Origin of the sequence: Rhodobacter capsulatus SB 1003 (assembly GCF_000021865.1) — a bacterium.
Lineage (GTDB): Bacteria > Pseudomonadota > Alphaproteobacteria > Rhodobacterales > Rhodobacteraceae > Rhodobacter > Rhodobacter capsulatus_B.
Genome location: NC_014034.1, coordinates 1119636 through 1138819 on the forward strand (window position 1 = coordinate 1119636; position 19184 = coordinate 1138819).

24 protein-coding genes are annotated in these 19184 nt (G+C 70.2%); 19 read left to right on the plus strand and 5 right to left on the minus strand.

What is annotated here, in order from left to right; genetic code table 11:
• Positions 1-157 precede the first annotated feature (157 nt).
• From RCAP_RS05215 to RCAP_RS05235, 5 genes are all read left to right on the plus strand, one after another.
• The gene (locus RCAP_RS05215) at positions 158-652 is read left to right on the plus strand and encodes a hypothetical protein (protein ID WP_013066778.1); all 495 of its coding nucleotides are present in this window, start codon (positions 158-160) and stop codon (positions 650-652) included.
• Between the two features lies 1 nt (position 653).
• Complete coding sequence (locus tag RCAP_RS05220) at positions 654-1010, plus strand: hypothetical protein (protein ID WP_013066779.1); 357 nt, start codon at positions 654-656, stop codon at positions 1008-1010.
• Complete coding sequence (locus tag RCAP_RS05225; protein ID WP_013066780.1) at positions 1007-1264, plus strand: hypothetical protein; 258 nt, start codon at positions 1007-1009, stop codon at positions 1262-1264. Before RCAP_RS05220 ends, RCAP_RS05225 begins: the two co-directional genes overlap by 4 nt.
• A 21-nt stretch (positions 1265-1285) precedes the next feature.
• On the plus strand, positions 1286-3427 hold the full coding sequence (locus tag RCAP_RS05230; protein ID WP_013066781.1) for a heavy metal translocating P-type ATPase: 2142 nt from the start codon (positions 1286-1288) through the stop codon (positions 3425-3427).
• Between the two features lie 88 nt (positions 3428-3515).
• Complete coding sequence (locus tag RCAP_RS05235) at positions 3516-3902, plus strand: HMA2 domain-containing protein (protein WP_013066782.1); 387 nt, start codon at positions 3516-3518, stop codon at positions 3900-3902.
• A gap of 7 nt (positions 3903-3909) precedes the next feature.
• On the opposite strand, the gene RCAP_RS05240 is transcribed toward RCAP_RS05235, so the two are convergent.
• The 5 genes from RCAP_RS05240 to RCAP_RS18335 form a co-directional block, all read right to left on the minus strand.
• Positions 3910-4767: an ATP-grasp domain-containing protein gene (locus RCAP_RS05240; RefSeq protein WP_013066783.1), complete on the minus strand. Its 858-nt coding sequence runs from the start codon at positions 4765-4767 to the stop codon at positions 3910-3912.
• Positions 4764-5546, minus strand: a complete 783-nt coding sequence (locus RCAP_RS05245) for an ABC transporter ATP-binding protein (protein ID WP_013066784.1) — start codon at positions 5544-5546, stop codon at positions 4764-4766. Before RCAP_RS05245 ends, RCAP_RS05240 begins: the two co-directional genes overlap by 4 nt.
• Positions 5543-6586 (minus strand): FecCD family ABC transporter permease, encoded by a 1044-nt coding sequence (locus RCAP_RS05250; protein ID WP_013066785.1) that lies wholly within the window; start codon positions 6584-6586, stop codon positions 5543-5545. Before RCAP_RS05250 ends, RCAP_RS05245 begins: the two co-directional genes overlap by 4 nt.
• Positions 6587-6596: 10 nt before the next feature.
• The gene (locus RCAP_RS05255) at positions 6597-7715 is read right to left on the minus strand and encodes an ABC transporter substrate-binding protein (RefSeq protein WP_013066786.1); all 1119 of its coding nucleotides are present in this window, start codon (positions 7713-7715) and stop codon (positions 6597-6599) included.
• Between the two features lie 123 nt (positions 7716-7838).
• A complete protein-coding gene (locus tag RCAP_RS18335) occupies positions 7839-8711 on the minus strand; it encodes a helix-turn-helix transcriptional regulator (RefSeq protein ID WP_013066787.1) in 873 nt (290 codons plus the stop codon).
• Between the two features lie 132 nt (positions 8712-8843).
• Here RCAP_RS18335 and RCAP_RS05265 point away from each other — a divergent pair, with 132 nt between their 5' ends.
• The 14 genes from RCAP_RS05265 to RCAP_RS05330 all read left to right on the plus strand — a co-directional run bounded on the left by RCAP_RS05265 (position 8844) and on the right by RCAP_RS05330 (position 19179).
• Positions 8844-10970 carry a TonB-dependent siderophore receptor gene (locus tag RCAP_RS05265; RefSeq protein WP_013066788.1) on the plus strand — a complete coding sequence of 709 codons (2127 nt, stop codon included), beginning with the start codon at positions 8844-8846 and terminating at the stop codon, positions 10968-10970.
• Positions 10970-12535 carry an enterochelin esterase domain-containing protein gene (locus RCAP_RS05270; RefSeq protein WP_013066789.1) on the plus strand — a complete coding sequence of 522 codons (1566 nt, stop codon included), beginning with the start codon at positions 10970-10972 and terminating at the stop codon, positions 12533-12535. The genes RCAP_RS05265 and RCAP_RS05270 overlap by 1 nt, the downstream gene beginning before the upstream one ends.
• 258 nt (positions 12536-12793) lie before the next feature.
• Entirely contained in the window at positions 12794-13801 is a 1008-nt protein-coding gene (locus tag RCAP_RS05275; protein WP_131618285.1) for an AAA family ATPase, read from the plus strand.
• Positions 13798-14034, plus strand: a complete 237-nt coding sequence (locus tag RCAP_RS05280; protein WP_013066791.1) for a hypothetical protein — start codon at positions 13798-13800, stop codon at positions 14032-14034. The genes RCAP_RS05275 and RCAP_RS05280 overlap by 4 nt, the downstream gene beginning before the upstream one ends.
• Positions 14031-14423: a gas vesicle protein GvpO gene (gene gvpO, locus RCAP_RS05285; protein WP_013066792.1), complete on the plus strand. Its 393-nt coding sequence runs from the start codon at positions 14031-14033 to the stop codon at positions 14421-14423. The genes RCAP_RS05280 and gvpO overlap by 4 nt, the downstream gene beginning before the upstream one ends.
• Complete coding sequence (locus tag RCAP_RS20215; protein WP_013066793.1) at positions 14423-14878, plus strand: gas vesicle protein; 456 nt, start codon at positions 14423-14425, stop codon at positions 14876-14878. The genes gvpO and RCAP_RS20215 overlap by 1 nt, the downstream gene beginning before the upstream one ends.
• Positions 14875-15309, plus strand: coding sequence for a hypothetical protein (locus RCAP_RS05295; protein ID WP_013066794.1), 435 nt, complete (start codon positions 14875-14877; stop codon positions 15307-15309). Before RCAP_RS20215 ends, RCAP_RS05295 begins: the two co-directional genes overlap by 4 nt.
• 3 nt (positions 15310-15312) lie before the next feature.
• Complete coding sequence (locus RCAP_RS05300; protein WP_013066795.1) at positions 15313-16098, plus strand: GvpL/GvpF family gas vesicle protein; 786 nt, start codon at positions 15313-15315, stop codon at positions 16096-16098.
• Complete coding sequence (locus RCAP_RS05305) at positions 16098-16355, plus strand: gas vesicle protein GvpG (RefSeq protein ID WP_013066796.1); 258 nt, start codon at positions 16098-16100, stop codon at positions 16353-16355. Before RCAP_RS05300 ends, RCAP_RS05305 begins: the two co-directional genes overlap by 1 nt.
• On the plus strand, positions 16345-17295 hold the full coding sequence (locus RCAP_RS05310; RefSeq protein WP_013066797.1) for a GvpL/GvpF family gas vesicle protein: 951 nt from the start codon (positions 16345-16347) through the stop codon (positions 17293-17295). Before RCAP_RS05305 ends, RCAP_RS05310 begins: the two co-directional genes overlap by 11 nt.
• Positions 17292-17987 (plus strand): GvpL/GvpF family gas vesicle protein, encoded by a 696-nt coding sequence (locus RCAP_RS05315; protein WP_013066798.1) that lies wholly within the window; start codon positions 17292-17294, stop codon positions 17985-17987. Before RCAP_RS05310 ends, RCAP_RS05315 begins: the two co-directional genes overlap by 4 nt.
• Positions 17980-18189: a gas vesicle protein gene (locus tag RCAP_RS05320; RefSeq protein ID WP_013066799.1), complete on the plus strand. Its 210-nt coding sequence runs from the start codon at positions 17980-17982 to the stop codon at positions 18187-18189. Before RCAP_RS05315 ends, RCAP_RS05320 begins: the two co-directional genes overlap by 8 nt.
• The gene (locus RCAP_RS05325; RefSeq protein ID WP_013066800.1) at positions 18182-18844 is read left to right on the plus strand and encodes a GvpL/GvpF family gas vesicle protein; all 663 of its coding nucleotides are present in this window, start codon (positions 18182-18184) and stop codon (positions 18842-18844) included. Before RCAP_RS05320 ends, RCAP_RS05325 begins: the two co-directional genes overlap by 8 nt.
• A complete protein-coding gene (locus RCAP_RS05330; RefSeq protein WP_013066801.1) occupies positions 18841-19179 on the plus strand; it encodes a gas vesicle protein K in 339 nt (112 codons plus the stop codon). The genes RCAP_RS05325 and RCAP_RS05330 overlap by 4 nt, the downstream gene beginning before the upstream one ends.
• The last annotated feature ends 5 nt before the right edge of the window (positions 19180-19184 follow it).

The following is a 19184-nucleotide window of genomic DNA, read 5'->3' on the forward strand; positions in this document are numbered from 1 at the left end:
TGCGAAAGACGGCCTCCGGGCCGGGGGCGGCCGTCCCTGACCTCCTGCGGCATTTTGCAACCATAGAAAAACAGTCGGGAATTTGTCTTGACCCCGGCCGGTCCGGGCTATTCAACTGAGGCGTGAACTGGCGCAAGCGAGACGGGACAGCGAGACGATGAGCAAGCACGACGACGAGGACGACGACCGGGGCCGGGGGCAGGGCGCTGCGGGCCCGGGGTTCGGGGCGGCGCCGCCGGTGGGGTGGTATTATTTCGGGCCGGAACCGCCCTGGGTTTCGGGCTGTGCGCCCGGCTGGGGGCCGCAGGCGGCGGCAGGACAGGCGGGGACAGGACAGGCGGGGGGACCGGGGTTTCAGGGCGGGGCGCAAGCGGGCCCGCAGCCGCAGCCCGACAACCGCGACCTGATGCAGGCCTTTGACCGGCTGGCGCGGGGCGATGTCTCGGCCGAGACGCTGGGGATGCTTTTCAACCTGCGCGACCGTGATTTCTGGAAAGGCGCGGTGGCGGGCTCGGCCGTGGCCCTCGCGCTGGCCAATCTGCCCGCGCTCAAGGCGATGTTCGCGGGCCTGGCCGCACAGGGCTTCGGCATGGGCGCCATGGCGACCCCGCCCGCCGCGGCGAAACCCGCCCCCACCACAGAGGAGAGCTGAGATGACTTCACAACCGAAAGCCGCGCCGCTGATGCCCTCGACCACGCAGATCGTGCGGGCCGGGGTGAACGGCGCCGCGATCACCGGCGCCTGGACCGCAATCAACGAGGGGATCCGGGTCCGCAACGGCCAGACCACGACCGATGCGGCGATGCGCGCGACCGCGAGCAGCGCCGCCATCGGCGCCGGGGCGGGGGCGGTGGCGACGCTTGCCGCGCATCTGGCGCGCAATGCGCCGGTGCTCGGGCTCGTCGCGCTGGCGGCGGGGGTGCTGTACTTCGCCAATTCCAGCCGCAAGCCCGCCCCGGCCGGCGCCGCCCCCGAAACGACCCCCGAGGATGCGGAGGCCGCGCAATGACCGACACCACCTCGCAAACCCCCGCGACTTCGGGCACGGACACCGGCCAGACCGGTCTTCTGTCGAACCCGCGGTTTCTGACCGGGGCGGTCGTGGGCGGGCTTGTCACCTATGTGCTGACCAACGAGGCGGCGCAGCGCAAGCTGATGGGGGGGCTTGCCCAGCTTTGGCTTGGGCTGCAGGGCGGGCTCGAGGAGGCGAAGGAACGCTTCCGCGATGCCGAATCCGAGGTGCGCTCGCAGCAGCAGAAGTAACGCCGAAGGGCAGGTGGCCGGATGCGTCTTGATCTTTCCCTGACCGGCGGCCCGTCCGCCCTGTCTGCGCCCGCTGGCGCCTTCCCGCTGCGGATCGCGCATGAAGCGCCCGGGCGGCTGCGGCTGAAACTGCCCTGGCTGGCCCGGCCCGATCTGGACAGCGAGACCCTTGCCCGGACGGTGCGGCAGATCCGCGGCGTCCGGTCGGTGCGGCTCAACCCGGCGGCGGCCAGCGTGATCGTCACCCATGACGGCACGGCGGCGACGCGGGCGCGGCTGCTCGACGGGATCGGCCGCCTCGATCCGGATCAGCTGCGCCGTCCTGCGCCGGGCGGCGCCGCCGGGGGACCCTCGGCCGCGCCGATCCTTGGCCGCCTGACGCTGCTTGCGGCGCTGCCGGTGCTGCCGCGGCCGGTCGGCCGGGCGCTGGTGCTTTGGGCGATTGCGCCGCGGGTTCTGGGGGGGCTGGATGCGCTTGTGACCCGGGGCGTCTCGGTCGAGGTGCTGGATGCGCTGGCGGTGTCGCTGGGCGTTGCCCGGGGCAGTTTCGGCACCGCGCTGACCACCGACATGATGATGGAGGCGGGCGAATATCTGGAAGAGACCACGATGCGGCAATCGGGGGCGCTTTTGCAGGGGCTGTTGATGCCCAACCCCGCGACCGCGCGGATCGAGCGGGCGGGGGCGGTGCTGGATCTGCCCTTCGAGCAGGTGGCGCAGGGCGATATCGTGGTGGTGCAGACCGGCGAGGCGGTGCCGGTCGACGGCCTGGTGATCGCGGGCGCGGCGCAGGTGAACGAGGCCTCGATCACCGGCGAAAGCCTTGCGGTGACGAAGGAACCGGGGGCGCAGGCGATTGCGGGCTCGACGCTGGAAAGCGGGCTGTTGCGGATCCGCGCCGAGCAGGTGGGGGCGGAAACCACGACGGCGCGGATCGCGGCGCTGATCCGCGGCGCGCTGGAGGAACGCTCCGAGACCGAGAAACTGGCGGGGGCACAGGCGAACCGGCAGGTCTGGATGACGCTGGGTCTTGGCGCGGCGACGCTGGCGGTGACGCGCGATCTGCGGCGGCTGTCTTCGGTGTTTCTGGTCGATTACGCCTGTCCGATCAAGCTTTCGGCCCCGGTCGCCGTGCGCGCGACGATGTCGGCGGCGGTGGCGCGGGGGATCCTGATCAAGGGCGGTCCCTCGATCGAGAAGCTCTCGGCCGCCGATACCTTTGTCTTTGACAAGACCGGCACGCTGACCGAGGGCACGCTGGAGCTGTGCGACGTGCTGCCCCTTGGGTCGCAGCCCGGGGCGGAGCTGCTGGCGCTTGCGGCGGCGCTGGAAACCTCTGCGCATCATCCGATTGCCCGGGCGATCCGTGCGGCGGCGCGGGCGGGCGGGCTGACGCCTCCCGCGACGGGCGATGTCGGGGTCGAGGTCGGCCAAGGGCTGCGCGCCCGTGTTGCGGGGGCCGAGGTGCTGATCGGCGCGCGGCATTTCATGGCCCGCGAGGGGGTGGATTTCAGCGCGCATGCGGCGCAGATCGAGGCCCTGGCCGAGGCTGGCAAGATGACGCTTTACATGGCGCTGGACGGGCGTCCGGCGGCGCTGTTCGGGCTGCGCGACCGGCTGCGGGCGGATGCGCGCGCCACCGCCAGCCGGCTGCGCCGCGCCGGGGTGAAGCATCTTGTCATGCTGACCGGCGATCGCCGCGCCCGGGCCACGGCGCTGGGGCGCGCGCTGGGCTTTGACGCGGTCCATGCCGAGCTGCGCCCCGAGGACAAGGCCGAAATTCTGGCGCGGCTGAAGGCCGAGGGGCGGCAGATCGCCTTTGTCGGCGACGGCATCAACGACGCGCCCGCGCTGGCTTCGGCCGGGGTCGGGATCGCGATGGCGCAGGGCGCCGACATTGCCCGGGCGGCGGCCGACATCACCCTGTCAGAGGACCGGATCAGCGCCGTGGCCGACGCGCGCGAGACCTGCGACCGGGCGATGGCGATCATCCGCACCAACACCACGCTGGCGCTTGCGATCAACACCGGGCTGTTCGTGGCGGCGTCCTCGGGGCGGCTCTCGCCGGTGGCGGCCTCGCTGATGCACAACGGCTCGACTTTCGCGCTTTTGCTGCATGCGCTGGCGCAGGCGGGCTTTCCCGAACGCCCCGTGCGGCCCTGACGCAAAGAGAGGGCCAGGATGCGCTTTATAATTCTTGACAGAATTACTTTGGTTCTGCATCCTTGCCGGACCAAGGACGGAGGCTTTCATGGTCTGCTGCGTGCATCACATCCCCGGCCGCGCCCGTTTCAAGATCGAGGCGCTGCGCCGCGACGCCGATCTGGCGCAGCGGCTGCATGAAAAGGTGGGGGCGCTGGAAGGCGTGCTGGCGGTGGAGGTGAACCGCGGCGCGGCCTCGGTGATCGTGCATTACCATGTCGGGCACGGCGAGGTGGGGGCGATCATGGATCATATCTGCGCCCATTGCCCGAAAGCCGCGCTGACCCGCCCGACGGCGCAGCCCGTCGCGAACCGCACGAGCGCGCCGGTTCTGGGGGCGAAACTCTCGCCCGAGTTCAAGCAGGCGATGACCGTGGCGATGAGCAAGGCGGTGCTGAACACCTTCATCACCCGCATCGTCGCCGCCGCGATCTGAACGCCGGTTACGCCTCGGGCCGCCGCGCCGCCGCGGCCGCGAAGCGCCGGGCAAGGCCGCGCCGCATCGTCGCCGCGGCATGGTCCAGAAACAGCGCCGGTTCGATCAGCTCGATTTCGGAAATCACCGGCCCGCGCGGCGTGTTCAGCAGATCGACCCGGGCATAAAGCGGGGCTGCCGTCAGCGCCGCCAGCGCCTGTGTCGCAAGGGTGATCCGCGCCGCGCCGGGATCGACCGCCTGCACGCTGGCGCCGAACTGGGTGTTGGCGCGAAAATCGCCCGCGGCGGGATTGCGCCGCACCGCATGGCTGAACCCGCCCGCGACGAAAACAAGCGAGGTCTCTCCGGCGGTGACCTGATCCAGAAACGGCTGCAGCACCACCGGAACCTCGGGCAGGGGGGGCATCGGCCCCGCGGCGGCGATCCGCGTGACGCCAAGGCCGCTTTGCCCGATCGCGGGCTTGAGCACCGCCTGCGCCCAGCCGCGCGCCGCGAGCTCGGCCCGGATCTGCGCCGCCTCGGGGCGGTCAAGCGCCAGCGTCGGCACCACCGCCACGCCGCGCTGCGCCAGATCGCACAGATAGGATTTGTGCAGGTTCCAAAGCATCAGCCCGGCCGGATTGCCAAAGCGCCCGCCCGCGGCGGCAACGGCCGCGATCCAGTCGGCAAAGGCCTGCGGCGTTTCCGCGTAATCCCAGGCGGCCAGCGGCAGGACCAGATCGGCACCGGCAAAGGGGGCGGCGCCCGCCTGCCAGGGGGCATGATCGACGGCCAGCCCCTCGGCCGCGAGCAGATCGATCAGCGTGGCAAGACCCAGCGCGGGCGCGGGCCAGCGCGCGCAGGTGGCAAGGGCGATCCGGGTCATGGCTGCGGCTCCGGCGGCAGCGGGCGGATCACCGGCGTGCCGCGGCTGTCGCAAAGGCGCTCGACCGCGACGCCGTAAAGCCGCCCGATCAGCGCGGGATCCAGCACCTCGGCGGGCGGGCCGTCGGCATGGACCTGCCCCCCGGCGAGCAGCACCAGACGGTCGCAAAACTGCGCCGCAAGGCTCAGATCATGCAGCACCATCAGCGTCACCAACCCCCTTGCCCGTGTTTCGGCTCTCACATGCGACAAAAGCACCATCTGGTGGTGCATGTCGAGCGCGCTGACCGGCTCGTCCAGCAAAAGCAGCCGGGGCTGGCGCAGCATCACCTGCGCAAAGAGCGCCAATTGCCGCTGCCCGCCCGACAGCGAGGCGATGTCGCGCTGTGCCAGATCGGCGATGCCGACGGCAGAAAGCGCCGTCAGCGCCTCGGAGATGTCGTCCTCGGACAGATGCATGTGCAGCGCATCAAGCTTGCCCAGCAGCACGACATCCAGAACCGAGAGCCCCGCCTCAAGGCCGGTGTCCTGCGGCATGTAGCCGATCGGCTTGCGCCAGGCGCGCAGGCCCCGCGGCGCCAGCGCCACGCCATCCAGCCGGATCGTTCCGGTCTCGGGGCGGATCTCGCCGAAGATCGCGCCGATCAGCGTCGATTTGCCCGCCCCGTTCGGGCCAAGGATCGCCACCACCTCGCCCGGGGCGACGCGCAGCCCGATCCCCTGCGCCGTGCACAGCGCGCCCCGCCGCAGCGTCAGGTTTTCCAGCGCAAGCCCGGTCATTTCGCCCTCAACAGGATCCAGAAGAAGAACGGCACGCCGACGAAAGAGGTGACGATGCCGACCGGAAACAGCGCCCCGGGCAGGATCACCTTGGACAGGACCGAGGCCCCCGAGAGGAAGGCCGCCCCCGCGATCATCGCCGCGGGCAGGAAGAAGCGCTGATCCTCGCCCACCAGCATCCGCGCCACATGCGGCGCGACAAGGCCGACAAAGCCGATGATGCCGACAAAGGAAATCGCCGTCGCGGTCATCACCGCCACCAGAACAAGGGTGCGAAAGCGCAGCGCCGCGACATCGACGCCAAGGCTTGCCGCCCGGGTCTCGCCCAGTTTCAGCGCGGTCAACCGCCAGCTGTCGCGAAACAGCAAGACGACGCAGACCGCCGTCACCACCGTCGTCACCGCAAGCGTGGTCCAGCTGGATTTCGTCAGGCTGCCGAACAGCCAGAACATGATCTGCTGGCTGATTTCCGGCGCGGACAGGAATTGCACCAGCGACAGGAAGGATTGAAACAGGAACAAAAGCGCGATGCCCGCCAGCACCAGCATGCTGGACGACACCCGCCGCAAGGACGCCAGCCCGAACAGGATCGAGGCGGCGAGCATGGTGAACAGAAAGGCGCCGATCGGCACCGCCAGCGGCAAGGGCAGGCCGAAACTGCCGTAGGCGATCACCAGCGAGGCGCCCAGCCCCGCGCGCGACAGGCCAAGCGTGTAGGGGCTGGCCATCGGGTTGTTCAAAAGCGTCTGGATCTCGGCCCCGCCGACCCCCAGGGCCGCCCCGGCGACCAGCGCCATCAGGGCCATCGGCAGGCGCAGATCCTGCACGATGATCCGCGTCATCGGCGCCACCTCCTCGGGGCGCAAGAGCGCGCGCAGCACCTCGGCCGGAGAGAGCAGCGCGGGGCCGGTGGCGATGTCGAGGATCAGGCCAAGAAGGCAGAGCCCCGCCATCACGGCAAGGATGCGCCAGCGCCGGAATTCGCTCCGGCGCTGGGCGGCGATGGCCTGCGACAGGCCCTTGGGCAGCGATGCCGTCACGGTGCCGGGGTCACTTGGCCAGGGTCAGGGCAAAGGTACCCTCGGGCGCGACCGGCAGATAGGTCTTCCAGAAGTCGCGATAGGCCGCCTCGGGGTCGAGATCGGCAAAGACCTGCGGGTAAAGCACCTTGGCGAAGACCTGGATCATCGCGTAATCGGCGATCGTGCGCGAGGCGCCCTGATAGACCGCATGCACGCGCCCGTCGCGCACCGCGGGCAGCTCGGCCCAGCCCTTGCGCGCGGTATAGCCCGCGAGCCGTTTCTGCGCCTCGGCCGGGTCGATGCCGACGCCCATCACCAGCGCCGACGGGTTCTGCGTCAGCTCGGTTTCGCGACCGGCCAGAACCACCACCTCGGGCTGCGCCGTCAGGATCTGTTCCTCGCTCAGCGGCCCCCAGTTGTCGATCACCGGCGCGGCGATGTTGTCGCCCCCCGCCAGCGTCGCCAGCGCCCCCCACATGCTCTTGCCAAAGCTGTTGCCGATCTCCTCGGGGCCCTTGTTGGCGAATTCGACATAGACGCGCGGCTTCGGCAGCCCGGCCTTGGCCAGCCGCTCCGAGACCATGTCCACCGTGCCCTGATAGAGCGCCGAAAGCTCGGCCGCGCGGTCGGTGCGGCCGGTGATCTGGCCCAGCAGCTCGGTCGATTTCGCATGCCGCGCCGGGTCTTCGGCGTTGTAATCGACGACGACGATATCGACGCCCGCTTCGTTCAGCCGGTCCTCGTCCGAGCCGAGCGCCTGATATTGCCAATCCGCCAGCACCACCACATCGGGGTTCAGCGACAGCGTCTTTTCGACCGAAAAGGTGCCGACCTCGAATTCGCCGACATCGGCGATGGTCTCGATCTGCGGCATCGCGGTCTTGAACAGCGTCCAGTTCGTCGGGGTCCAGCCCTCCCAGGCCTCGCGCGAGAGGCCGACGACCTTGTCGAAGCTTTCGGTGCCGCCGACGGCGATGTAATCGGTGAAATAAAGCCCCAGCACCACGCGTTCGGCGGGCAGGTTGACCTCGACCTTGCGGCCCAGAACATCGGTGAGGGTGGTTTCGGCGGCCTGCGCCGAGAGGGTGGCAAGGCCGGAAACGGCAAGACCGAGCGCGATGCGGCGCGCCAGAACATGGAATGACATCTTTTCCCCGGATCTGATGAACGGAACTGGCTGCCCCTCGGGGTGGCTGGCGTGCTTCTCGCTTGCACGATAAAAAGAGTCAACAATTTTCGCCCTGTGGCAGAGGACGGGGGCGGGGCGCTCTCAGCCCTCGGCCGGGGGCCTGCGCCGGGCCTCGGTCGGGGTGATGCCGGAGCGGTTGCGCAGCGCGGTGGCGAAATTCGCCGCGCTGCCATAGCCCGCCAGATGCGCCGCCCGGGTGACGCTGGCGCCGCCGCGCAGCGACCGCAATGCCATCTCCATCCGCTCGGCCCGGATCAGCGCGCCCAGAGAGCGGCCCTCGGTTTCGTGCACCAGACGTTCCAGACTGCGCAACCCGATCCCGCAACGCCGCGCCAGATCCGGGGCGGCAAGCTTTTCGCCCGCCGTCGCGGCGATCTCGCGGCGCAGCCGCGCCAGGATCGCCGGCCCGTCCGTCCGCCCGTCCGCAAGACCGCCGCCGGGATCCTCCGGCAGCGGCCGCGCCAGCGTCTCGGGCTGCTGCCCCGCCAGACCCGCGATCACCTGATCGAGCAGCGTCATCCCCAGCGCCATCCGCCGCAGCGGCGTCTTTTCGCGCAGGATCCTGCGCGCGGTTTCAAGCGGCGCAGGGCCGGGCAGGAACCGCAGCACCGCCAGATCCTGCCGCAGATCGGTCAGCGCCCCGGCGGGCGGCGTCGCCAGCCCGTCCAGCCAGTCGGGCGGCATCGCCAGCGACAGCTTGGTCAGCGGCTGGCCGACATTGTGTTCGAACACCACCTCGGTCGGCTTGCCGATGCGAAACAGCGCGCCATCGGGCAGGGTGCGGGCGTCCATCTCGATCCGCCGCCCGCCCAGCACGAAGCGCTGATGCCCGCCCAGCAGCAGGAACACCATCAGTTTCGGCTCGACCCGGCCGGGGGTGGGATCGATCACGCCAAGGCGCGGCTCGTTGAGGACGCCCAGTCGGAAGTCGCCGGGGAAGTGCTGGATGCTCATCGGAGGGTCCGGGGGATTTGTCGGAATTTCAAAGCGGATTGACGGGTTGCCAGAGGCGCCGGGGATCGACCCGGCCGAAGCGAGCCTATAATACCTGACAAAATTACACAAGATAAGCCTCAGGAGGCCCAGATGTCCCGACCCGCCCCCGTGCCCCGGTTTTCGCCGCTTCTGGCGGTGCTGATCTGTTCGACGGTGATTTCGGCCGCGCCGCTTTGCGCCGAGGAGGCGACCGAACTGCAGCAGATCGATGTGGCGGGCGCCGCCGTCGATCAGGCGGTGAACGGCTATGTCGCGCAGGGCTCGCAGTCGGGCACCAAGACGGCGGCGCCGCTGACAAAGACGGCGCAGGCGATTTCGGTCGTGCCGGCGCGCCAGATCGCCGATCAGGGGGCGACCTCGGTCGCGCAGGCTTTGCGCTACACGCCGGGGATCTTCACCGAATATCGCGGGTCGTCGAACCTGCATGACGAGACCTTCGTGCGCGGCTTTTATTACGTGCCGCGGTTTCTGGACGGGCTGGCCTTCGGCACCAACAGCTTCGGGCAGATCGACCCGGCGCTGCTGGAGCGGATCGAGCTGGTCAAGGGTCCGTCCTCGGTGCTTTACGGGCAGGCGAACCCGGGCGGGCTGATCGCGATGACGACGAAAAAGGCCGATGGCGCGCATCACGGCGAGATGGTGGCAAGCTTCGGCAGCGGCGACCGGGCGGGGCTGTCGGTCGATATCGGCGACCGGCTGTCGGACACGCTGTCCTGGCGGCTGGCGGGCACGGGCTGGCGCGTCGACACGCAGGAAAACGGGCTGGAGCAGGAACGCTATTCCTTTGCGCCCTCGCTGACCTGGGCGCCGACCGACGACACCCGGCTGACGGTTCTGGCGCTGGTGCAAAACGAGCCGAAGGCCGGGTTCCGCAACTTCCGCGAGGCGGCGGGCTCGCTGACGCCGACGGCGACGGGCGCGCTGGTGCCGTGGGATTTCCTGGTCTCGGACCCGGCCTGGGACCGCTCGACCCGCAACACCAAGGCGCTTGGCGTCGAATTCGAGCATGATCTGTCGGCCAGCACGACGCTGCGCGCCAGGGCCCGGCTGAGCCAAATCGACAGCGATTACCGCACCCTGACCTGGGGGGCGCTGGCGGCGGACGGGGTGACGATCTCGCGCACGGCTTCGGGCGGGACCGACGATCTGCGCCAGGGCCTGCTTGATCTGTCGCTGGAACATCGCTTCCGCACCGGCGCGGTCGAACACACGCTGCTGGCCGGGATCGATCATCAGGACAGCCACCGCGATTATCACTGGGGCTATGATTTCTCCACCGCCGCGATCGACTGGACGCACCCGGTCTACGGGCGGGACGATTTCGTGCTGAACGACCGCGTCAGCGACACCGACACCGATGCGCGCCAGACCGGGCTTTATCTGCAAGATCAGGCGACGGTCGGCAACTGGACCCTCTCGGCCGGGCTGCGCTTTGACGATTTCAAAAGCGAGATCAAGGACAACCAGACCGGCACGCGCAGCGTCTTCGACGATACCGCCACCACCGGCCGCATCGCCGCGCTTTACAGTTTCGCCAACGGCATCGCCCCCTATATCAGCTATGCGACCAGCTTCGAGCCGGTGACGCAATCCTCGGGCACGGCGACGCCCTTTGATCCGACCGAGGCCGAGCAGCTGGAAATCGGCGCGAAATGGGCCTCGGCCGACGGGCGGCTGTTTGCCCAGGCCGCGGTCTATGATCTGCGCCAGACCGGGGTTCTGGTCTACAACAACACCCTGTCGGTCTATGAGCAGATCGGCCGGATCGACAGCCGCGGGCTGGAGCTGGAGGGCCGGGCCGAGCTGGGGCAGGGCTGGAGCGTGATCGCCTCGGCGGGCTGGATCGATGCCGAGGTGAAGGAAACGACGAATGCGGCCGAGCTGGGCAAGACGCCCTCGCGGGTGCCCGATGTGACCGCCTCGATCTGGGGCAAATACACCGCCGGGGCGGGCTATGACGTCGCACTGGGGCTGCGCCACATCGGCACCTCGCAGGGGAACGGGACGAATACCTTCGAGGTGCCCTCGGTGACGCTGGTCGATCTGGCGCTGGGCTATGATCTGGGCCGTCTGACGCCCGCGGCCGAGGGGGTGCGGGCGCAGCTGAACGTGCAGAACCTGGCCGACAAGCAATATGTCGCCTCCTGCGCCAGCGCCTATGCCTGTTTCGTCGGCTCCGAGCGCACGGTGACCGTGAGCGTGAGCACCAAATTCTGATGCGTCCCGCGCTTTCCCTCGGCGGGATCGTGCTGGCGGCGGGGCTTGCCCTGCCGTCAGCGTCCTTTTGCGACGGGCTCGGGCCGGACGGGACGCTTTCGGCGACGCTGTCCGGCGGCGCGCGGCTGATCCCGCTTGCGGTGCCGGAGCGCAGCTATGTCAGCGGGCAGTTCCAGCCCGGCGGCGTCGAACAGGCGCTGGATCTGATCGGTCCGGACGGGCGGCGGCGCGATCTGGCGCGGGGCAGCGACGGCGTGCAGGAGTTTCATCTTGTCATGCCGCCCGCGGGGGCGCTGCGGGTCACCGGCGCCGCGGGCAGCGCCTTTTCGCTGCGCCTGACCCGGGTCGTGCCGCCCGGGGCGCAGGTCGCGCCGCCCTCGGTCCCGCGCAGCCCGCGGATCGCCGCGCTGGCCGAGACGCTGGCGCGCGGGGGCGACAGCCGGGCGTTCTGGGCCGAGGTGGCGCAGCAGGGCACGCCGCTGGTGGAGCCCGACGGCGACGGGCTGATCGTGACCTTTCTTTATCGCGGCGCGGCGCAGAACGTGCGGCTGGTGGGCGGGCCGTCGAACGATCACGACTGGCTCGAGCGTCTGGGAACCTCTGACGTCTGGCTGCGCAGCTATCGCGTCGGCCCGGATATCCGGCTGTCCTACCGGCTTGCGCCCGATGTGCCCGCGCTGCCGGGCCCGCCGCGGGCGCAGCGGATGGCGCTGCTGGCGACGGTCGGCCCCGATCCGCTGAACCCGCGCCGCTGGCCCGAAGACCGCGCCACCGCCTCGGTCTACGAGGGCCCCGCCGCGCCGGAGCAACCGGGCTTTCCGGCCCCGGCCCTGCCGGTGGAGGAGCTGCGCTTCGCCTCGGCGATCCTGCACAACAGCCGCCGGGTGCAGATCTGGCGCAGCCCCGGCTTTGCGCCCGCCGATCCGCAGGCGCTTTTGCTGGTCGTCTTCGACGGGCCGACGGCGGTGCGCGACTGGCGCCTGCCCGGGGCGCTGCAGGCGCTGGTCGCGGCGGGCCGCCTGCCGCCCCTGGCCGCCGTCTTCATCGACCCGATCGACAGCGAGACCCGCAGCGCCGAGCTGCCCGGCAATCCCGATTTCAGCCGTGCGATGGCCGAGGAGCTGCTGCCCTTTGCCGCCCGCCATCTGGGCCTGACGCCCGCGCCTGCGCGCACGGTTCTGGCCGGGGCAAGTTTCGGCGGGATCGCGGCGGCCCGGATCGCGCTGGATCACCCCGACCGGTTCGGCGCGGCGATTGCGCTGTCGGGCTCGTTCTGGTGGGCGCCCGAGGGGCGGGGGCCGCAGCCGCTGGTCTGGATGGCGGAACGCGCGCTGGCCGCGGCGCAGCTGCCGCGGCTGGTGCTGAGCGCGGGCAGCTATGAAACCGCAAGGCCGGACGAGGAGGGCCCGCCCCCCGATGACATCCGCGAGGCCAGCCGCCAGCTTTACGCCGTGCTGCGCGCCCGGGGCGCGGAGGCCGCCTTCCTGCCCCATGCCGGCGGGCATGACGGTTTCGTCTGGCGCGGCGAGCTGACCGAGGCGCTGCTCCGCCTTTACGGCCGCTGAGCCCGGCCCGGCCGGGCAATGCACGCCAAAGGCGATGTCCGGGGGCTGCCGCCTCCGGCGCGGGGCCGTTCCATCGCGGCGCTTTGCGCCCGTTTTGCGGCTGCGGCGGGCGGCCGGGAGCCAAGGCACATTGGGGTTCGGGTCGTCTTCGGTCCGTTTCGAGCTGTTTTTATTCACTCGTTCTTAAGTTGTGGGGGTTAAGCATGTTTTCGCACAGAAGATCGCGTGCAGAGCCAACGACCGGACCGGGAGGCCGACGTGAACCAGGTCACGCCCACATTGCCCAACACGTCGCCCCCGATTGCCAGCGCCGCCGCGGTGCCGCAGACGGATCCTGCGACGGCACGCATGACGATCCCGCGGGACCTGCCCTGGGGCGATGCGCGCACGCCGCTTTTTGAAGACGAGGAGTTGCGATCGCTGCTTGATCGCGCGGAAATCTACCTGCGCGAGGGGATCGCCATTCATTTCCGCGGTCCGGCCGGGGTCGGCAAGACCACGCTGGCGCTGCATCTGGCGCAACGCTTCGCCCGTCCGGTGACCTTTTTCGTCGGCAACGACTGGCTTGGCCGCGCCGACATCTTCGGCCGCGATCTGGGCGAAACCGTCTCGACGGTGCAGGACCATTACATTTCCTCGGTGCGCCGCGCCGAGCGCAAGAGCCGGATCGACTGGCAGGAGGCGCCGCTTGCCCGCGCCATGCGCGACGGCCATGTCCTTGTCTATGACGAGTTTTCGCGCTCCCGCCCCGAGGCGAACGCGGCCCTTCTGTCGGTGATCGAAGAGGGGGTTCTGCCGCTTTCCGACCCCGCCGCGGGGCGCAGCCACATCGTCGCGCATCCCGACTTTCGCGTCATCCTCACCTCCAATCCGCGCGATTACGTGGGGGTGCAGGCGGTGCCCGATGCGCTTTTGGACCGGATGATCACCTTTTCGCTTGACGGGATGTCGTTTGAAACCGAGGTCGGGATCGTGGCCACAGCTGCGCGCACAGATCCGGCGGATGCCCGCGCCATCTGTGCGCTGATCCACCTGTTGCGGGCCGAAAAGCCCGGCACGATGGAGATTTCAATGCGCTCGGGCATCATGATCGCGCGGCTGGCCCGGGCGGCCGGTGTCGCGCCCGATCCCGCCGATCCGGTCTTCGTGCAGATCTGCGCCGATGTTCTGGGCACGCGGATGCGCGGCAGCGATATCGACGATGTCATGGCGCTGCTGTTGCGGCCCGATCCCGCCCCGGCCGCCTGTGCGGGAGGCGCGCGATGAAGAAGCTCCGCCGGGTGACGATCCCGCAGCCGCCCAATGCCGCGCGCCGGATGCCGCGCACCCGCTTCGAAATCGCCGCGCAGCTGCTGCGCCTTGAATTCGAGCGCGCCCGGCTGCTCAACGAAATCGAGACCGCGCGGCAACGCGGCGCCGCCTTTTCGCGCCGCCTTGTCCGCACCTCGGAGACGATCCGCAACAATCTGAACCGATTGATGGAAGGAAAAGAGCCGTGAGCGCCGGTGCCAAGCAGATCGACCCCTTTGCCGAGGCGCAAAGCCTTGCCGCGCCGGCTGCGGCCGCGGCGCCCGGCCCCACCACCACCGGCCCCGCAACGCCTGCCGCCGGTGAAAGCTGGAAGGCCGAAGCCGGGGGCATGGCCCTGATCGAGGCGCTGGCGCTGGCCAGCCGCACCGCCGAGGAACTGACCGGACGCGCCGTCGACGCCGTGGTGAATTCGGAACTGAACGCCCATGGCGGCTGGACGATCGACATCGACGTGCTGGAAGCCAAGGCCAAGATGGGCACGAACGATCTTTTGTGCTGCTACCGGATCGGCTTCGGCGCCGATGGCAGTCTGGTCGGATATTCCCGCCTGCGCAGGTATCACCGAGAGGACGGCTGATGGGCTATCGCAGCGCCTCGCAGCCGGAAGGGCTTGCGGACGTCCTCGAGCGCATCCTCGACAAGGGGATCGTGATCGCCGGGGACGTGTCGGTCTCGCTGGTGGGCATCGAGCTGCTGACCATCCGCCTGCGGCTGCTGATCGCCACCGTCGACAAGGCGCGCGAAATGGGGATCGACTGGTGGAGCCACGATCCCTATCTGAACGGCCGCCTCCGCCCGGGCGAACCCGCGCCCGAGACCGAAACCGAAACCGCCGCCCTGCGCGACCGTCTTGCGCAGCTCGAGGCGCAGCTTTCCGCGCTGGGCGCGCAGGTCGGCGCCGCGCCCGCCCTGGCCGAGCCTGCGCTCCGGGGCCTTGCCGCCGCCGGGTCTTCCGCCCTGTGCGCGGCCCCCGAGGCGTCCTCGGCAGACGTCGTGCAACCCGTTTTCCGTCGTTACAAGGAGGCCCCATGACCAGCCCCCCCAACCCTCCCGAGCAGGGGCGCGAGGCGTTCGAAGAGATCGAACGGCGTTTCTCGCAGCTTCTCGGCCGACTTGGCCAGACCTTCGAGGAAGCCCTGTCGGCCGTGCCGCAGGGCACGGCCCGCAGCCGCACGCGCAGCTTCGTCGGCTCGGTCGACGAGTTTCTGGCGGAACGCCGACAGGCTGCCGCAGCGCCGGAGGCCGCGGAGATCGTGGAGGATGCGGCCGGTGCGGACATGCCGTCCCCCGACGCCGCCGCTCAGGCGCCGATGACGGGGGTCAGTCTGGATCTGTCCGGTGGCAGGCTGACCGTCGCTTTCGGGGAAGATCCCCCGGTCGAGATCGACCTGCCGAACCTGCGCCTCGGCGCCGCCTGGCGCGTCTCGATCGGCGGCGGCACCCTGCGTTTCGATCCGGATTGAGCCATGGGACATTATCTTTACGGCCTTCTGGCCCCCCCGGCGCGCGGCACGCTGGCGCAGATGCAGGCCGCGGCCGCGGGCGTGACAAGCCTTGGCGGTCCGGTCGCGCTGTCGGCGGTGGAGGGCATGCTGCTGGTCCATTGCCCCTGTGACCTTGCGGAAATCTCCCAGACGCGGCGCAACATGCTGGCCCATACCCGCATGCTCGAGGCGCTGATGCCGCTTGCCACCTGTCTGCCGGTGCGCTTCGGCGTCATCGCCCAGGATCTGGCGGAGGTCGCGCGGATGATCCACGAGCGCCGCGCGGAGCTGGTCGGTCATGCGCAACGTCTTCTGGATCCTGTGGAAATCGGGCTGCGCGTGCGCTTCCCGCGGGACCGGGCGCTGGCCCAGCTGATGGCCGAAACGCCGGATTTCGTGGCCGAGCGGGACCGGCTGATGGGGCAGGGGGCCGGGGCCCATTTCGCCCGGGCCGATTTCGGTCGCCGTCTGGCAGAGGCACTGGACGCGCGGCGCACGCGCGACCAGAAGCGGCTGCTGGCGGCGCTGCGCCCGCATGTGCGCGACCACGTCCTGCGCGCGCCCGAGGAGGATGTCGAAGTGCTGCGCGCCGAATTCCTGATCCCGGCCGCGGGGGTCGACGCCTTTTCGCGCATCGCGCATGATCTGGCCGCGGCGCTGGGCTTTGCGGGCGCCGCCGAACCGGAGCTGCAGGTGATCGGCCCCGCGCCGCCCTATCACTTCCTCTCGCTCAGCCTGGCGTTCGACAATACCTCGGAGGCCGCCTGATGGGCCTGTTGCGCAAGCTTTTGCTGGCCCCGGTGGAGTTGCCGATCACCGGCGCGCTCTGGATCGTCGAGAAGATCGCCGAGACGGCCGAGAGCGAATTGACCGATCCGGGCACGGTGCGGCGCCTGCTGCGCGGTCTTGAACAGCAGCTCGAAGCCGGGGAGATCACCGAGGAAGAATATGAATTTGCGGAAGAAATCCTGCTCGATCGCCTGAAACGCGGGCAAGCTGCGGAGGCACGATCCGGTGGCCCATGAGATCATTGCCATCCTGCCATGCGAAGCGGCCCAGCTGCCTTCGGGGCTGACGGGTGTCGTCGGCAGGGGGGCGACGGCCGTTCTGGCGCCCGCGCCGGGCTGGGCCGAGCGCCTGACCGGCGGGCCGAAGCAGACGGCCGTGCGCCATCACAGCCGACTGGAGGCGCTGATGGCGATGGGATCTGTCCTGCCCTTCGCCGCGGGCATCGCCTGCACGCCGGAGGAGGCCGCGCTGCTGCTGCGGCTTGATGCGCCGCTGATCGCGCGTCTTGCCGCCGAGATCGGCCCCCGGCGCCATTTTCAGCTTGCCCTCGACTGGGATGAAAGCCGCGTGCTTGCGGCCTTTCGCGACAGTCCCGAACTTGCGCCGCTGTTTTCGGGCGCCGCGGTCACCCCCGAGGCGCTGCGCCAGGCCATCACGGCGCTTGCGGACCGGCTGAGCGCCACCGCCCTGCGCCTGCTCGACCCGGTCGCGGAGGATCCGGTCGAACAGCCGCGGGCGCCGGGCTGTCTGCTCAACCTCGTGTTCTTGCTGCGGCCCGAGGACGAGCCCCGCCTGGATGCGGCGCTGCAGGCGATCGACGCGCTCTGGAGCGAGGGCCTGCGGCTGCGGCTGATCGGCCCCAGCGCGCCGATCAGCCATGCGCTTGTGGACATCGACCGCGCCGATGTCGCGGCGCTGGCGGCCGCGGCCGACCTGCTGAAGGTGGCGCCGGAGGCCGGACCGGAGGCCGTCACCGAGGCCGCGAAGGCGGCCCTGCGCAGCCCGGATCTGGCCGCCAATGCCGCCGAACAGATCCGTGCCGCGGCGCGGCTGCTGCTGCGCGCGGGGGATATCGCGGCGCTTGGCCTTTCGGGCGCCGCCACCCTGCCGCATCTTGTGCATCTTCGCCCCGGGGGGCGCAAATCTGGCCTGACCAGCTCTGGCGAGGCGGCATGACAGGGCTTGCGCTGCATGGATTCGTGTCGCCCGACGGGTGGAGCGCCGCGGCCGCCCCGCCCGCCCGGTGCGCTGTCGTTCTGGGTGGCGTCGCGGCGCTGGTCTCCGAGGCCGGGGACGCGCTTGATACCCCCGAAACGGCGCAGGCGGCTGCGCTTGCCCATCATGCGCTGATTTCGGCCTGGCATCGGCGGGGGCCGGTGTTGCCGGTACGGCTGGGGACGGTGTTTTCGTCGCAAGCCGCGCTGCAGACGGCGCTGGCGCCCAAGGCGGCGCAGCTGCGCGCGGCGCTTGACGCCCTCGCCGACAAGGAAGAGATGGTGCTGACGATTGTGCCTGCGGCACGGCCCCCGGATCTGCCGCCGCCCGCGGCGACCGGGGCGGATTGGCTGCGCGCCCGCAAGGCGGTCCGCGACCGCGGTCAGGCCCGGCAGACGGATCGACAGCAGACCTTGGCCGGTCTGCAGGACGCGCTTCGCGCTCAGGGCGTGGCCTCGCTGGCGGCGCCCGCCCCGCGCGAGGGCGGATCCCGCTGGCATCTTCTGATCGCGCGCGACGACGGCGCCGGGCTCGACCGCTGGCTGGCCGCGCAGGCCGATCGCTTCGATGCGGCGGGGCTCGACCTTACCCTTGACGGCCCCTGGCCGCCCTATCGTTTTGCTGCGGAGATTCTGGAGGCGCTGGATGGATGACCGGTTCAGCTTGCGGCTTTTCGGCCCCGAAGAGGTGTTCGACGCGCCCTCCGGGGGGCTTGCCGATCTGCTCGACGGGCTTTTGGGGCATGGTATCGTGCTGCATGGCGATCTGTGGCTGACCGTCGCCGATGTCGAGCTGGTCTATGTCGGTCTGAGCGCGGTTCTGGCGTCCCCCGAGGCCTTGCGGTCGCATGAGTGAGCCCCGGATCAGCGGCCTGGCCCCCTGGAGGGCGGATCTGCCGGATGTCATCGGCTGCCACGGCGGCTGGGTGCTGATGGGCGCCGCCGCGGATGAGACCCCGGAGGCCCGTCTGCGCCGTCAGGTCGGATGGTGCCGTGCCGCCGTGGATGTCCTGCCGCTCAGCCCGCGCCTTGCCCCGACACGGGCAGAGGCGGAGCGGCTCGTCGCGACGCGCGGCCCGGATCTGGAGCGGGCACATCGGCATATTCGGGGCCGACTGCAGGTGATCGTGCAATTGGAAATGTGCCGAACCGACCTTGGCCTTGTGCGACGCGAGATCTCGGGGGGACGCAGTTGGTTGCAAGATCGGGCGGAACGGGCCACGCGCGAGGCCAGGGCGAACGCAGATTTCGAGGCGCAGGTGCGGCGGGTGGTCCGCGCGCTTTTCCCGCGGGAGGGACAGGTCGTGACGCTTGCCCCAAGCGGAACAGCCGGGCAACTGCGGCTGCGCCGGGCGGTGCTTGTGCCACGCGCGGGCTTGCAGGCCTTCGCGGCGGCTCTCTCGGCGGATCTCGACCGCGACGGGCGGGGCGGTCTTTGGGACGTGATCGCGCCGCTGCCGCCGCTGGCCTTTGCCGCGCTCGAGGCGGGCCCGGGCGGAGCCGTGACATGAGCGCCGCGATGCATCTTGAGCTTGGGGATGTCGATGCGGTGCTGTCGCAGGCCGCGCGCAGCCTGGCGGCGGGGGGGCGGCTGACGCTTGATCCCGAACGGGTCGAGCAGGATCTGGCGCGGCTTGTGCTCGGCATCGTCGAGCTGTTGCGCAAGCTTATGGAATTGCAGGCGATCCGGCGGATGGAAGCGGGCAGCCTGACGCCGGAACAGGAAGAGACACTGGGCCTGACCCTGATGCGGGCCGAAGCGGCCCTGCATGAGGTGGCGGCGAAATTCGGCCTTCAGCCAGCGGATCTGATCCTGGATCTTGGCCCTCTGGGCCGCAGCGTCTGAGCGGC